This is a genomic window from Rhodococcus sp. BE178, from assembly GCF_050433545.1.
In the GTDB taxonomy this organism is placed as follows: Bacteria; Actinomycetota; Actinomycetes; order Mycobacteriales; family Mycobacteriaceae; genus Prescottella.
Map to the genome: position 1 here is coordinate 582,988 of NZ_JBNPXA010000001.1, position 14,998 is coordinate 597,985.

At 71.5% G+C, this 14,998-nt stretch carries 8 protein-coding genes; 5 read left to right on the top strand and 3 right to left on the bottom strand.

Going from position 1 to position 14,998, the window contains the following annotated elements; all coding sequences use genetic code 11:
* Positions 1-1,809 carry a penicillin-binding transpeptidase domain-containing protein gene (locus J2X34_RS02835; RefSeq protein ID WP_429516062.1) on the top strand — a complete coding sequence of 603 codons (1,809 nt, stop codon included), beginning with the start codon at positions 1-3 and terminating at the stop codon, positions 1,807-1,809.
* Here J2X34_RS02835 and J2X34_RS02840 read toward each other — a convergent pair.
* From J2X34_RS02840 to J2X34_RS02850, 3 genes are all read right to left on the bottom strand, one after another.
* The gene (locus J2X34_RS02840; protein WP_429516180.1) at positions 1,793-3,346 is read right to left on the bottom strand and encodes a dynamin family protein; all 1,554 of its coding nucleotides are present in this window, start codon (positions 3,344-3,346) and stop codon (positions 1,793-1,795) included. The genes J2X34_RS02835 and J2X34_RS02840 overlap by 17 nt on opposite strands.
* Positions 3,347-3,354: 8 nt before the next feature.
* Positions 3,355-5,244, bottom strand: a complete 1,890-nt coding sequence (locus J2X34_RS02845; protein ID WP_429516063.1) for a dynamin family protein — start codon at positions 5,242-5,244, stop codon at positions 3,355-3,357.
* 148 nt (positions 5,245-5,392) lie between these two features.
* Positions 5,393-7,474 carry an IniB N-terminal domain-containing protein gene (locus J2X34_RS02850; RefSeq protein ID WP_429516064.1) on the bottom strand — a complete coding sequence of 694 codons (2,082 nt, stop codon included), beginning with the start codon at positions 7,472-7,474 and terminating at the stop codon, positions 5,393-5,395.
* A 292-nt stretch (positions 7,475-7,766) separates the two neighbouring features.
* Here J2X34_RS02850 and J2X34_RS02855 point away from each other — a divergent pair, with 292 nt between their 5' ends.
* The 4 genes from J2X34_RS02855 (at position 7,767) to J2X34_RS02870 (ending at position 14,990) form a co-directional block, all read left to right on the top strand.
* Positions 7,767-9,527, top strand: coding sequence for an Hsp70 family protein (locus J2X34_RS02855; RefSeq protein ID WP_429516065.1), 1,761 nt, complete (start codon positions 7,767-7,769; stop codon positions 9,525-9,527).
* A gap of 3 nt (positions 9,528-9,530) precedes the next feature.
* Positions 9,531-12,044 carry a LuxR C-terminal-related transcriptional regulator gene (locus J2X34_RS02860; RefSeq protein ID WP_114721504.1) on the top strand — a complete coding sequence of 838 codons (2,514 nt, stop codon included), beginning with the start codon at positions 9,531-9,533 and terminating at the stop codon, positions 12,042-12,044.
* 83 nt (positions 12,045-12,127) lie between these two features.
* Positions 12,128-13,507, top strand: a complete 1,380-nt coding sequence (locus J2X34_RS02865) for a S1 family peptidase (RefSeq protein ID WP_429516066.1) — start codon at positions 12,128-12,130, stop codon at positions 13,505-13,507.
* 154 nt (positions 13,508-13,661) lie between these two features.
* The gene (locus J2X34_RS02870; protein ID WP_429516067.1) at positions 13,662-14,990 is read left to right on the top strand and encodes a S1 family peptidase; all 1,329 of its coding nucleotides are present in this window, start codon (positions 13,662-13,664) and stop codon (positions 14,988-14,990) included.
* The last annotated feature ends 8 nt before the right edge of the window (positions 14,991-14,998 follow it).

The following is a 14,998-nucleotide window of genomic DNA, read 5'->3' on the forward strand; positions in this document are numbered from 1 at the left end:
ATGATGGCCGACGGGACCAAGCGGGAGTTGTGGAAGCGCGGCGCACTGACACTCGCGGCGGCGGTGGCGCTGACGTCGTGCGGCGTGCTGGGTGGTCCCGACTCCGGCGAGAAGGTGGCGCGCAAGTTCGTCGACGCCCTCGGCAGCGGGGACGTGGCGGCCGCCGCATCGCTCACCGACGACCCCGACGGCGCGAGCGACGTGCTGCGCCGCACCCTCGACGGTGTGGGCGACGGCGCCGAGGCCGAGTTCACCGTCGAACGCGCCGACGACTCACGGTTCACCTACCGGTCGGACTGGGATTTCGGCGGCGGACGGTCCTGGAGTTACACCACGGCGGTGCCGTTGACGTACACCGACGGCACCCGCCGGGTGTCGTGGTCCTCCGCGGTGGTCAACGAACGACTCCAGCCCGGCCAGGCCCTGCAGTACACACCGGTCGCCGACACACGGGCCGTCCTCGACGCCAACGGGATGGCACTGCTGGAGCCGCAGACGGTCACGGTCGTCGACATCGAATCGAACGCGCTGGCAACCGATTCTGCGGTGCGGGCGCAACTGTCGCGTCTGCTGTCGCGCGCGGTACCGGGGTTCGAAGTCGCCCCGTCGAATCCCGGCGCGGCGGCGAAGCCGGGCGAGCGGGTGAACCTGGTGAGCCTGCGGCAGCAGGACGCCGCGCCGATCCGCGCCGAACTCGAGAAGATCCCCGGCATCCATCTCTCCGATCAGATGCGGCTACTCACCGTCGACCGGGCGCTGACGTCGCCGGTGGTCGCCGAGCTGCGGGCGACCTGGGAATCGCGACAACAGGATTCGGCGGGCTGGCGGGTGCAGGCCGTCGAGCGCGACGGCGGCGTCGCCGGCACCCTCACCGGCGGCGACCCGCCGGACGGCACGGCGCTGCGCACGACGCTGGATCCCCGCATCCAGCATCTCGCCCAGCAGGCCGTGAACACCGAACCCCGCGCGGCCGCGCTGGTCGCGCTCGATGCCACGAACGGCCAGGTGCTGGCGGTCGCGCAGAACGGGGCCGCCGACAAGTCCGGCCCCATCGCCCTGACCGGCCTGTATCCGCCGGGCTCGACATTCAAGACCGTCACGACGATGGCTGCGTTGCAGAGCGGCGCGGTCAACGCCGACAGCACCGTCGACTGCCCGGGCACCGCGAATATCGAGGGCCGCGTCATCCCCAACGAGAACGAGTTCGATCTGGGCCGCGTCCCGCTGCACTCGGCGTTCGCCCACTCGTGCAACACGACGATGGGCAGACTGGCCGTCGGGCTGCCCGCCGACGCACTTCAGGTGCAGGCACGCGAGTTCGGGCTGGGCGTCGACTACCTGACACCGGGACTGACGACCGTCACCGGTTCGGTGCCGTCGGCGCAGACGCCCGCGCAGCGCGTCGAGGCCGCGATCGGTCAGGGCGAGGACCTGGCGAGCCCCTTCGGGATGGCGATGGTCGCGGCGGCGATCGCCGGGGGCCGGGCCCCTCTACCCCAGTTGATCGGCGGGGAGCCCGCGACCGCCGACCACACACCGGGGCCGCTCGACCCCGACCATGTGCGGGGCCTGAAATCAATGATGACCGAGACGGTGCGCAGCGGCACCGCCACGAGCCTCTCCGACATCTCCGGGCTCATGGGCAAGACCGGGACCGCCGAATTCGGCGACGGCACGCACGCCCACGGATGGTTCGTCGGGATCCGCGGCAACGTCGCGTTCGCGGTGCTGGTGGTCTCGGGCGAGAGTTCCGGCCCCGCGCTCGACATCGCCGGCAGCTTCCTGCGACCGATCAGCGACGAGGAGTAAACGCGACCGGCGCCACGCGCACCGCCCCCGCGTCGATGTCGAGCCGCATCGCCCCGGCGAATCCACCGACCCCGCCGGTCCCGCCCAGTTCGGTCAGCACTCCCTCCGCACTGCGGGCGGCGACGCGACAGGCCCGGGCGGTGAACTGGTCGACCAGGGGATGCGCCGCCCGTTCACGCCACTCGTGCACCGCTGCGAGCGCCACGACCCGCGCCTCCTCGATCGAGGCGTCGGCCGCCAGCCCGAGCCGCTGTGCGGGATCGATGCCGAAACCACCGATGAGCCGCTGCAGTTCGGTCAGATCGTCGCCCGACAGGCCGGTTTCGGAGCTGCGGAGCCGGCCGAGCATGCGCAACTCCTGGAAGCCGTGGACGTCCGCGAGTAGCCGTCCGGCCTCGTCGATCATGCGCGGCGTCTGCGGGGTGGGGTGCGCTTCGAGGACCCGTTCGAGCGCGACGAGCGCGGAGTGCGTCTTGAGTTGATCGGCTCGCTGGCCGAACTGCACGTCGATCACCTGTCGCAGTTCGTCGAGCCCGCTGCGGGCCACCAACTCGGCGGCGAGGCTGGGCGAATCCTGCACCCCGAGCCGGATCAGCATCACCGCGAGCCGAATCCCGAACAGGCCGAACCGGTCCGCGAGTTGACGGCGCATCGCCGCGTCCACGGGCAGCGGGGCGTCGTCGCGGACGAACCGGTCGGCGGACAGCATCGCCAGCTGCAGATCCTCCCCCGGCACCCGCGCGAGCGCCTCGAATGCCGCGAACTCGCTCTGCCGCAACGTCCGCGCGCCCAGCGCCAAGAGGCCCGCCACCGGAACGACCGCCTGACACAGTCCGGTGAGCTCGAGTTCCGCCGTGAACCGGGCCGCCATCTCCTTCGCGGACAGCATCGCGTCGGCCCGGCCCGCCCCCACCTCGTCGGCGCGCGAGACCACCCCGACGACGCCGAGCGGCCCGGACTCGCCACCCACGTGGGCACCGATCCGGCCCAGGAACTGGACATCCGACGCACTGAGGCTGCGCAGCAGGTACACCACCGCGTCGGCGCCGGACACCGCGTTCTCGGGGGTCAGCATCTCGAGGGTGCGGGCGGAGACGTCCTTCGACAGCGACGACGTACCGGGGGTGTCGATGATCGTCGTCTGGGCGAGCGCGCTGGCCGGCCATTCCACGTCGAGGCGGTCGACACGGTCCGCCGTGAGGTCGCCGAGGTCGAACGTCAGGCGTCCCGCGTGCCGCTGTACGGCCACATTGGCGGATTCGGCGCCGTCGTAGCGGGCGGTGACCGTCGGCGTCGTGCCGCCGCGGTACCAGGTGACGACGCGGGTGCACTCCGTCGCGTCGGTCGGGGCGATGTCCTGTCCGACAAACGCATTGAGCAGCGTGGACTTGCCCGCCTTGACGGAACCGGCGAGCGCGACGCGCAACGGCTGCTCGAGCCGGGACGCGCACTCGTTCAGTTGCGCCCGCGCGACAGGGTTGTCTGCGTAGATCTCGCGTGCCGACACGATCAGGGCGCGCGCCCGCTCGAACGACATCGACGCCGTCACGCCGGCACCTCCTCGTCCACCCCGGCCTCGACGGGAAGCAACTGTGCCGCTCGATCCTTCAGTTCGGCGAGCACCTGCATCTGCCGCTCCACCTCGGCGGCGCGGCCGGCGCGCTCGGTCGACTCGACGGTGGCCGCGTCCTGTGCCGCGCGCAACGAATCACCGAGCGACCGCAGCGTCTGCTCCGCGATCGCCGTGAAGTGGTCACGCAGCAACCGCTGGATCAGCCGGAGCCGATCCTTCGACTCCTTACCCACCTGGAAGCTGACGTCGTCGGTGAACCGTCGGATCGCCACCTTCGCGTCGGCGCGGCGCTTGACGACCCGGGCGTCACGGTCGTCGCGATATGCCTTGGTGCCGAGCAGAACTCCGGCACCCACCGAGATGGGGTTGAGCAGCGTCATCCCCATCAGCGTCGTGATGAGGCCGAACATCAGTACGCCACCGTACGATCCGCGCATTCCGACCAGCACCTTCTGGGTGATGCCGATCCGCCCCGACTCGAGGTCCGCCAGCGCGACCACCGGTTCGAGCACACCGTCGAGATCGGCGACGTCGAGCTGCGGCATCTCCACCGCACCCGCGTCCGCGAAGTGCTCGGCCACCACCTCCGCGAGCCACAGGGCACGGTCGTGCGCCCACACGAAGTTGTCGCCCACCGACTGCGCGATCTGCTCCTCGAGCCACTCGCCCAGCTCGCCCCACTCCTTGCCGGGATCGCCCTCGTCGACCGCACGTTCGGCCTCACGGGTCACCTGCCGCAGCCGGTCCCGCAGGTCGTGGTCGATGTCCGACGCCAGATCCGCGATCCCGTCGGCGAGGGTCTGCTGCCATCGCGACGTCTTCTTGTGCAGCTCCTCGGTGGCCGTCTTGGCCCGCTGCAGTTCGGCCACCGCGGCCGCGCCCTTCGTCGGATCACGCAGCGCGGCAAGCTCGCTGCCGAGTGCGAGCATGAGGTGCTCGACCACGGAGTGGACGTCGTGGGACACCGCGCGACGCAACCCGCCCTCGGCGTGCTCGATCACCCGCCCCCGCAGGAACGCGTACAGGGCGTCGAAGCCGGACTCGTCGTGCAGGGACCGGTCGTCGAGGCGCAGGGCGTGCGAACGCAGCACCGACGAGATCGGCACCAGCGGGACGTCGATGCCCGCGCGCTGCAGGTGCGCTCGGTCGGCGTCGACGATCCGCCGCCAGTGCGGATACAGATCGGTCTTGGTGATCAGGCACGCGACCGCGGGACACAGCCCGGTCACCTGGCGCAGGAACGCGAGCTCCGGCTCGGTGAACTCCTGGCTCGCGTCGGAGAGCACGAGAACCGCGTCGGCGGCCGGCAACAGTCCCAGAGTGGCTGCCGCGTGCGGATTTCCGTGCCCACCGACGCCGGGGGTGTCGACGAACACCAGACCGTCCGCCAGCAGCGGGCTCGGCACGTTGACCTCGAGACGCAGCACCTCGCGTCCCTCCGCGCGCGGAGTCGACGGACTGACCGAATCCAGTTCCGCGAGTGGAACCTCGACCCGCCGCGGCTCGCCACCGGGCTCGGCCACGACAAGCTCGGCGAAGGCCCGCTCGGAGTTCTGCACGACCGTCGGTACCGCGGTGGTCTCGTCGTCCCCCACCGAGCACACCGCGAGGTTGAGCAGCGAGTTGACGAACTGGCTCTTGCCCTGTTTGAGCTGTCCCACCACCACGACGCGGAACCGGGGGTCGACCACCCGCGTGCGCACCAGGTCCAGACGATCCACCAGATCCGTCCGGCCCGCGGCCGCCGCGATCCCGGTGGTGCGGTCCAGCAGTGCCGTCAGCGCGGCCTCGTGCGCCGGCACCGCGCGGTTCCGCGTCGGCGACTTCGCCGATTCCGCCGTGTCCGAGGTCGCGTTGTCCATGGGTTTCGCTGCCCCGCTTCTGTGTTCCGACCTACGCCCGCACCGCTGTGCACGCGCTGACTGATCCGCCGCTCCGCTGGATACGAACCGGGGCCCCGTTCGCATTAGCGCGTACGGGGCCCCGTTCGTTACAGGTCGTGTCCGGGCGTCACGGCAGCAGATGGTCTCCGAGATCGACGTGCGCGGGTGTCGGATCGGCGACGGAGCCCGCCTGGCCCTCCACCTCACCGACACCGTTCGCGAACAGTCCGGCATCCGAGTGGGCCGAGCCGAACGCGTCGGTGTCGATCGACGACCACGCATTGCCCGTCACCGCTTCGGACAGACCACCGGTGACGCTGCCGGCCGCGTCGAGCGCGCCCTGCAGTGCCGAGTCGAGGTCCGTCGTGAGACTGCCTGCGATGTCGGAGGCGCCGGCAAGACCGGCACCGAGTCCACCGTCGGCGTTACCGGTCGAGCCGAAGCCGCCGTCGATCTGTCCCGCGGCGCCGAGACCGGCACCGACCTGCTCACCCAGATCCGAAACCGATCCGAGCGCGCCCGACAGGCTCGCCCCCAGGTCACCCCCGAGGCCGGCACCGAGCCCAGCTCCGAGGGCCGCACCCAGATCGCCACCGGCCGAGCTTCCGGCACCCAGCAAACCCTCGAGCGAGCCGCCCGACTCGAGCCCACCGCCGAGCAGACCACCGAGCGCTGCACCGAGATCGGCGTCCGCCGAGCCGCCGACACCGAACGCGCCCTCGAGCAGCCCACCGAGGTCCGCCTCGGCGCCGATTTCCAGGCTGCCGCCGAGGGCCAGGGCATTGTTGAGTGCGGTCCCGAGCGCCGCGGTGAGGGCACCGTCGACGTCGAGCGCACCGCCCAGGGCCCCGCTGATCGCGGCACCCAGGTCCCCACCGGACCCGATCAGACTGCCGAGGTCGATGCCGCCGCCGAGTCCACCGTCGAGGGCCCCGCCGAGGGCGGCACCCAGGTCGGCACCGATCGCTCCACCGATCCCGAAGGCACTCTCGAGCGCCGCCGTCAGGCCGCCGCCGACCTCGAGCAGACCACCGAGGTCCACGCTGCCGGCACCGGCCAGCGCGGCGCCCAGCGCGGCACCGAGGTCCGCGGTCAGCGCACCGTCCACGCCCAGCGAGCCACCGATCACGCTGCCGAGCGACGCGCCGAGATCGAGGAAGCTGTCGAGATTCAGGGCGCTCGCGATATCCAGCGCGCCGCCGAGTTCCAGCGCCCCGCCCAGGGCCGCTCCCAGGTCGCCGCCGACGGATCCCCCGATCGACAGGGCCGACTCGAGCAGTCCGCTCAGCGCCGTGCCCAACTGGCCGGCGATGTCACCGTCCGGTGCGCCGCCCAGGCTGCCGCCGAGCGACAGCGCCGCCTCGAGCGCGCTCTCGAAGCCGGCACCGAGCCCCCCACCGAGCTCGGCACCGGCCTCGATTGCCGCACCGAAGAGTCCGCCGAGGGCGGCACCCAGCTCCCCACCGAGCTCGCCGCCGATCGCGAAAGCACTCTCCAGCGCGGCGCTCAACCCGCCGTCCACCGACAGGAGTCCGCCGAGGTCGAAGCTGGTCACGCCCTCGAGCGCGGCACCCAGGGCTGCACCGAGGTCGGTCACCAGCGACCCGTTCACATCCACGACGCCACCTAGCGCCCCATTCAGAGCGGCCGCCAGCGCACCCCCCAGATCCAGCGAGCCGCCGACATTCGTCAGGCTGCCGAGGTCCAGACCGCCGCCCAGCCCGCCACCGAGGCCGACGGCGGCTTCCAACGCGGCGCCGAGAGCCGCACCGAGCTGCGCGCCGATCGATCCGCCGACCGCAAGGGCGGCACCCAGCGCCGCCACCAGGTCGCCGCCGAGGTCGAGGTCACCGGCGAATCCGCCGCCCACCGCCGCGCCGAGGCCCAGTCCCGCACCGGCGCCGAGACCGAGGCCCGCGCCACCACCCAGACCCAGACCACCTCCCAGGCCTAGTCCGCCGCCGGCGGCCGCGCCGAGCGAGCCCGCCGCGCCCGTTCCGGCCGCCAGGATCGCACCCAGATCGGCGCCCGCACTGCCGAACAGACCAGACTCGGCCGCCATCGGGGCGACGGCGACGATGTCGGCGTGGCACACATCGCCGATTCCCGCCGCACTGAGCGCGGCCTGGGGGTTCGCGCAGTAGGCGGCGGCGGCGTCCTCGTCGCGGAGAAGCCGGAGGATGAAGTCGAGAACTGCGTTGCTGGCCATGAGGTAACTCCTGACGGTCGGTAGGCCGGCCACCGCGGTTCCGGAACGGACACTGCGGCGAGATTGGTTAACACGCTACGAATCCGGGAGACGAACGGGAACGGGGCGCATCCCCCCGAACGCGGACAGGGGGATGCGAACAGCCCGCCCTAGGGGATTGTGGACGATTAGGGGGATCGCCCTCGACCTGGGGCGAGATCGCGGGGTTCCCGTAACGATCGTCGTGCTCGCGCCGACAATCGCCATACCACCGGCGGTGCCGCAATCCGCCCCGAACGTATGGGAGAAGCGCATGGGCGCCGTGCTCGGAATTGCTGTCGGAACGACCAATTCGGGCACTGCATCGATCGCAGCGGACGGAACCTTCACCGATGAGGCGGACGCCGTCACGTCGTCCCGACCGACGATCCTGCACCTGTTGTCGGACGGAACGGCCGTGTTCCCGGAGCCGGGCGACGACGCCGGACGAGCACATCTGTCGGGTTTCGTCGAGCGGGTCGGCGACCCGGTCGGGCTGCTCGACGATGCCGGCCGCATCCATGCCGGGGCGGATCTCTTCGCGTCCGCCGTGGCGTGCCTGGTCGCACCGGAATCCCCCGCGACGGTGGTGGTCACCCATCCGACGGCATGGAGTAAGTACACCGTCCGGGCCCTCGAATCGGCGCTCGACCGTTCGGGGCTGTCCACGGCCGGACTGGTCTCGGAGGCCGCAGCCTGCGCGCGGTGGCTCGAAGCCTCACGTGGGCGCCCGGACGACGGAGTGATCGTCGTCTTCGACCTGGGCGCCTCCGCGCTCGACATCACGGTGGTGCGCACCGGCGCCGAGTCGGCGATCCTCGGCAAGCCGCTCCGCTCGGAAGACTTCAGCGGCGCCCACTTCGACCAGCTGATCACCCGCTACGTGCTCGACGCGATCGCGGACAAGACGGGCGACCTCGACCCCTTCGACCCCGCGACCATCGCCGCCCTGTCGGTGCTGCGGGCCGACTGCGCCACGGCCAAGGAAAAGCTGTCCACCGACACCGAGACGGCCATCCCGGTCGCCCTGCCCGGCGTCACGACCGACGTACGACTCGTCCGGTCCGAGCTCGAGGATCTGATCCGCCGACCCCTGTCGAGTTCGGTCGAGCTGATCCGGGAGGCCCTCCGCTCGGCCGAGATCGAGGTCTCTGACGTCACCCACGTCCTGCTCGCGGGTGGCGGTGGCGCGATCCCGCTGGCGGCGGAACTCGTGTCGTCCGAACTGGGGCTCACCGTGGTCGCCGCCCCGGTCCCCGCGCTCACCGCGGCGATCGGTGCCGCGTATCTGGCAGGCGACACCGCGTCGTCGGGTGCCGCAGCCGTTCCGACCCCCGTGGACCGGGACAATCGTGCCGCCGACGGCGTCTACCGCGCACCCGTCACGGCGAGCTTCCCGTCGCGAATGCACTCCGCCCCCAACGGGTCGAGCACCCGACGCCGCATCGCGATCATCGCATCGGCGGCAGCCGCGGTGGGAATCCTCACCGCCGGCGGCCTGTCGATCGGCACGGCGGCGAACACGTCGCCGACGCCAGTGGTGACGTCCACCCCGGGCGCACCGGCGTCCACGCCGAACGGTGGCGCCCTGACAGCGGACGGCGTGGCGAACGGCGGAACCCCATCGGAGGTGTCGACCGTCAGCGCCATCGGCGGCGGGAACGGCGGTGCGACAACGGCAACCGCCAGTGCGAATCGAGCCGGCGTCGTCGGCGGCGCCACCGACGGGCAGCCCGCCGCCCGGTCCTCGGCCCCTAACTCACCGGCGGCAGCACCGGGAACCCCTGCTCCGGAAAACACCGGCACCGGAGACACCGCGGCTCCGCCCGCCTACACACCCCCCGCTCCCGAATTCGTCCCGCCGAATCCCGGAATCAACGCTCCCACCCCCGGCGAGGTGGGCGAGGGATTCGCCAAGGCGGCCAATGGAATCGGACAAGGACTCGGCGCTGCCGTGACCGGCATCGGGACCGGCGTGGGCGGCCTCGTCGGAGCGGTCGTCGATCCGTTGACCGGCGCACTGATCGGAAAGTAGTCGATGCGGACCGTACAGGCCGTCGACACGGCGCCGGACGACCTCGTCGCGGGTGTCCCCGGCGCCCGCGAATTCCTCGACGCCGTCGATGTCGCGGCTCCCGGCTGCGTCCTGCTCCGAGGCAACTCGGGCAGCGGAAAGTCGCTCCTCCTCGCCGCAGCCCGAACACTGCTGGACACCCGCGGCGGTGACGTGCACGCCACCGTGGCCGCAGCCGAACTTCACAGCGGCGCATTACTGCTCGACGGTGCACACATGCTGCCCGACGACGAGCGCGCCGCCCTGCTCGAGCTCGTGCGACGCGGCGACCGCACCATCGTCGTCGCGACCGAACCGCGCCCCCACGACCCGATCCTGCGCTCGCTCGTCACGGCTGTGCAGTCCCTCGGTGCGGTGGTCGACCTGCGCGCACTGACCACGTTCGAGATCTCCGAACGCGCCCGACGGCGAGGCATCTCGCCCACCCCGACGCTCACCCGGACGCTGGACGATTCGACAGGCGGCGTGCTCGCGGGCGTCGACGCCGGGTTGTCCGCCGCGGCAACCGCCCCGGGCGACGACGACGTCGTCCGCGCCGCAGCGGCCACACACCTGCAGACCACACTGCGCCACCTCGATGCCGAAATGCTCGCCGCACTTGCCCTGTGTTCGTACAGTTCCGGGATCGACGCGAGCGACATCGGCACCGCCCTCGAGGTCGATCCGCGGCGGGGACAGGACCTTGCCGACCGCATCCGAGCGAGCGCCTTCGTCACCCGGGCCGGCTCCGTACTGCCCTTCGTGCGCCCACACGTCGCCATCGCGACCGGGGTCACCCGGGTGCGCGATCTGCAGCTGCGTCTGCTCGCCACCCGACTGGACGCCGGGACGCTGGACGCGGAGACCGCCGTGGCCCTCGTCGAGGCCGGGCTGGAGGATCCACGACTGGCCGAGTTCGTGTGCACCTGTGCCGATGCCGCGGAGCCGACCGCGGCGGCCGACCTGTACACCGCCGCCGTCAGAGCCGGCGCCGACGCCGGCCGCCTCGCGGTGCGCCACTGCGAGGTCAGTGCCCTGAGCGGAGACCTCGACACCGCGGAACGGATCGCGGACTCGCTGCTGACCCGCGCCGATTCCCTCGATCCTCCGGAACTGACTGCTGCCGTTCGCATCTCCGCCAGCGTCGCCGCCTACCGTGGTGCGATCGGCCGCAGCGCCGACCTCTACGAATGGTTGGGGCCGACGCGGGTCGGCGCCGACACCGCGGTCTCCGCGGCGGTGCTCCTCGCGGCCGGGCGACCCGACGCGGCCGCCGCCGCCCTCGCCGTCGGGTCGCAGGGTCCGCCCACGTCAGGAGCCGCGGGCATCGCCCTGGTCGCGGAGGGGCTCGCGCAGTCGATCGCGGGTTCCGGTGCGGTCGCGATGAACTCGTTGACCCGCGCGATGTCGCTGCTGTCCACCAGCGCGCACACCCGACTGCTGCCCGACAGCGCGACCGCGGTCACCGCCCTGCTGTGCCTGCACTCCGGCGAACTCGCACACGCGGAGTCCGTACTCGGTCGGGCCCTGGAGTCCGATCCGCCGGGCAGTGTCACCCAACTCCGGCATCGTGTGCTGGCCGCGTGGACGGCGATGGTCGGAGGCGATCTCGCCGGTGCCGCCGCGCTCGTCGACACGCTGCCGACCGACCGGCCCCTGCACCATCGGGAGGCCCTGTTCGTCCACGGACTCCGAGTGGGACTCGCCCGGCGACACGGCGATCTCGGTGCGCTGCAACGTCAGTGGGCCGACGCCCAGCCGGTCGTGGCGGGATACTCGGTGGACCTGTTGAGCCTTCTGCCGCTCGGTGAACTCTGGCTCGCGGCAGTACGACTCGGCGACGAGCCGCGCATCACGCACCTCGTCGAACAAGCACAGGAACTACTGGCCCGCCTCGGAGAGCCCGCACTGTGGGGAGCGTCGCTGCACTGGTACGGCGTGCAGGCCGCGATTCTCGGCGAGAACCCGGCGAAGCTGCTGCCGCACGCGCGGGCCCTCGCCGCGTCGGCCGAGGTGAGTTCGTACGCCGCGGGACTCGCGGCGGCAGGGCGCGTCTGGCTCCGCGTGCTCCGCGAAGAGGCAGAGGCGGCGGAGGTCGAATCCGCGGCGCGGGCGCTCGAGCGGATCGGGCTGCCGTGGGACGGCGCACGGCTGGCGGGCGAAGCCGCGCTGCGGGTCTCGGACACCCGGGGGGCGACGACGCTGCTGCAGGTGGCCCGGTCGCTCCGGGACGCGTCGGCGGCGCCACCCGTCGGCGCCGAGCCGAGCACCCCCGAGCCCGCCACCGGTGCCCTCACCGATCGCGAGGCCGACGTGGCCGAACTGCTGCTGCTGGGGCTGACCCACCGCGAGATCGGGGCGCGCCTCTACATCGCCCCCAAGACTGTGGAACACCACGTGGCGCGGATCCGGCGGCGGCTCGGGGCCCACTCCCGCTCGGAGCTGCTGTCGATGTTGCGTGCACTCGGCCACGGAGTCTCCGAGTCGTCGGGATCGTGAACTTCGGGACTTTGTTCCCGGGCGCTCCCACCGCAACTTGCCCTATTGTTGGTGGCTGATCCCGAAGACCCCGAAGGAATTCAATGCGTACCTCGCTGGCGCCGCGCGCCGCAGTCCATTCGTTGGCCCGCCGCGTCGCCGTCGCAGGATCGTCTGCGCTACTGCTCCTCGGACCCTTCACCGCGGCCGCGCAGGCCGCCCCCGAGACCTCCCCCACGTCCTCGGTGACACAGTTGTCGGCCGACGAACTGCCCGCCGAACTGGCCGAGGCGATCACACGAGACCTGAAGATCAGCCCGCAGGAGTACCTGGACCGCGCCGCCCGCGCGCAGGAACTCGGTTCGTATGCCGAGGACTTCCGCGCCGAGCGCCCCCACGACTTCGCGGGCGCATGGATGGGACTCGACGGCCACCCCATCGTCGCCGTCACCACGACCGAGGCGGCGCAGATCGCAGCGCGCGACGGCTATCGCACACGCCTGGCACCCGTCTCCGCAGAGGGACTCGAGAGTTCCCTCGCCGACTTCAACCGGTGGGTCTCGGATCTGCCCCGCGAGATCGCGTCGCAGATCGGTGCCGCGTCGATCGACGTCCTGAACAACCAGATCGTCGTCGACATCGCGAACAGCCCCGCCGGGCGGGCCCTCGACCTGCCGACCCACATCGCGAACGTCAAGGTCCAACTCAAGGCATTCGGACCCGTTCCGGTCGAGCGCGCACCGATGGGTGGCGACACCTACGTGACATCTTCCGGGCCGCTCGCGAACGCGGGGCCGGGCGAAATCGGGGTCTGCTCCTTCGGATTCAACGGTGTCGACCGGAACGGCAACGCGATCAACATCAGCGCAGGCCACTGCGACCCGGCACCGGGCGCCGGAGCGGGCGTGTACCTGCCGAACCGCGCGAACATGAAGGACAGCCTTCGGGTAGGCGACTTCGCGCGCTCCGAGGTCGGGAACGCGGACGCACTCGACTACTCCCTGATCCGCATCAACGACGCCGGCGTCAAGGCCGGACTCGACCGCCCGGTCGTCCGCGGCGCCGGCGGCAGCACCCTCACCGTGACCGGCACAGCCGTCCCCGTCGTGGGCGCGCCGATCTGCAAGTCCGGGCAGACGTCGTCGTTCACGTGCGGCGTCGTCTCGGCCGACCACGTCCAGGCCGAACTGGTGACAGATACCAACGACAGTCGGATCGTGCGCGGCTTCGCCGGCACCGCCTGCACACTCGCGGGTGACAGCGGCGGCGCAATCGTCACCGGCACGCTCGCACTGGGCATCACGAGCGGATCCAACAGCACCGACGCCCCGAACTGCGCCGAGGCCAACCTCGTCCTCGCATTCGACGGCGGCACATCGAACCTCGGGATTCCGATTCGGAACGTGCTCGACTCGGCGAATGCGTCCTCGGGCGGAGGTCTCGGCGCGGGGCTGTCCATGCGCACCGGCGCCGCCGACCACTGACGAACGACCCACCCACGAATTACGCAGATCGTGTGGGCACGGCAGTACCGAACCCATATAGTCGTACGCGGCTCGGGGGCATCCACTGACACCGGGCGCTCATCTCTGCGCGCGTCTGGATCCTGCGCGCAGGGCACACAATAGAAAGGCCCACATGCGAAGCTCGCTCGCACGTCGCGCCGCGGTGTTCGGTTCTGCTGCGCTCCTACTCCTCGGCCCCGCAACCGCGGCCGCCCAGGCCGATCCAGCCGAATCGTCGTCCACGTCGGGCGTATCGGATCAGGCGGCGCATCTCCCGATCGAACTCGTCGACGCGCTGCAGCGAGATCTGCAGCTCACCCCGGATCAGTACCTCGAACGGTCCGAGCTCGGGCAGAAGCTCGCGGAGTTCGCCGCGCTCGCCCGCTACGAGTTCCCCGACGCGTTCGCGGGCGCGTGGATCGACCCGTCCGGCACTCCGATCGTCGGGCTCGCCGGCGAGGGCCGCGACGCCGCGCGGGCAGCCGTCGAGCAGGCCGGGTTCACGAGCAGGGACGTCGACCGCAGCGAGATCCAACTGCAGTCCGACCGCGCCGCGCTGAGCAAGTGGATCGACACGCTGCCGCGGGAGATCGCCGATCTGGTGCGCGGTATCACCGTGGACATCGCCGGCAACACCCTGGTGCTGCGCGCCGATGACGCCGCAGGCGACCTGTTCGACCTCCTGCCCCCGTTCCTGCAGGGTGCTGCACGGGTCGCGCTCGGTCCCGCACTCGGTTCGCTGCAGCCGCCGGCACCGGGACCGGCCGCTGGCCAGTACGCGCCCGACGCCTTCCTCGGCGGCGACCCGTATGTGGCGGCCGGCGGCGGCATCGGGCTGCGTTGCTCGCTCGGATTCAACGCGATCGACCGCAACGGTGCACCCGTCAACATCAGCGCCGGACACTGCGACCCCAGCCGCGACGTCGCCGGAACGGCGGACGCGTCGACGGCGTATGCGTCGGCGGGTGGTTCGGCCGGGCCCATGATCGGAACCTTCGAGAAGACCAGCCTCGACCGCCTCGACTACTCGGTGATCCGCCCCACCCCCGAATCCGCGCAGCGGTTCGAGAACAACGGCGTGCGGGTTCCCGGAGCGGCCCCGGTCGCCATCACCGGCACCGCCGACCCGGTCGTCGGCGCGCCCGTCTGCAAGGCCGGCAACACCTCGGGCTTCAACTGCGGGGTCGTCACCGAAACCAACCAGAACGTCAAGGTCGGTGCCCGCATGCTCGCCGGCGGGTTCGCCACCAACCTCTGCGCACTCCAGGGTGACAGCGGCGGCACCATCGTCACCGGCACCCTCGCCCTCGGCATCTCGAGCGCGTCGACCGTCGGCGAGTACGGCCTGTGCGAGGTCGCGGGCTTCGTCAGCTCCGTCATGGGCCAGACCCCGGAACTGTTCGCCACCCCGATCAACGCGATCCTCCGCGACAACCCCGGCCTCCGCATCCGGACGTCCTAGCCCGTCCG

Coding starts and splice junctions, on each gene's coding strand:
- J2X34_RS02870 (WP_429516067.1), top strand. CDS start 13,662: ATGCGAAGCTCGCTCGCACGTCGCGCCGCGGTGTTCGGTTCTGCTGCG.
- J2X34_RS02860 (WP_114721504.1), top strand. CDS start 9,531: ATGCGGACCGTACAGGCCGTCGACACGGCGCCGGACGACCTCGTCGCG.
- J2X34_RS02865 (WP_429516066.1), top strand. CDS start 12,128: ATGCGTACCTCGCTGGCGCCGCGCGCCGCAGTCCATTCGTTGGCCCGC.
- J2X34_RS02835 (WP_429516062.1), top strand. CDS start 1: ATGATGGCCGACGGGACCAAGCGGGAGTTGTGGAAGCGCGGCGCACTG.
- J2X34_RS02845 (WP_429516063.1), bottom strand. CDS start 5,244: ATGGACAACGCGACCTCGGACACGGCGGAATCGGCGAAGTCGCCGACG.
- J2X34_RS02840 (WP_429516180.1), bottom strand. CDS start 3,346: ATGTCGTTCGAGCGGGCGCGCGCCCTGATCGTGTCGGCACGCGAGATC.
- J2X34_RS02855 (WP_429516065.1), top strand. CDS start 7,767: ATGGGCGCCGTGCTCGGAATTGCTGTCGGAACGACCAATTCGGGCACT.
- J2X34_RS02850 (WP_429516064.1), bottom strand. CDS start 7,474: ATGGCCAGCAACGCAGTTCTCGACTTCATCCTCCGGCTTCTCCGCGAC.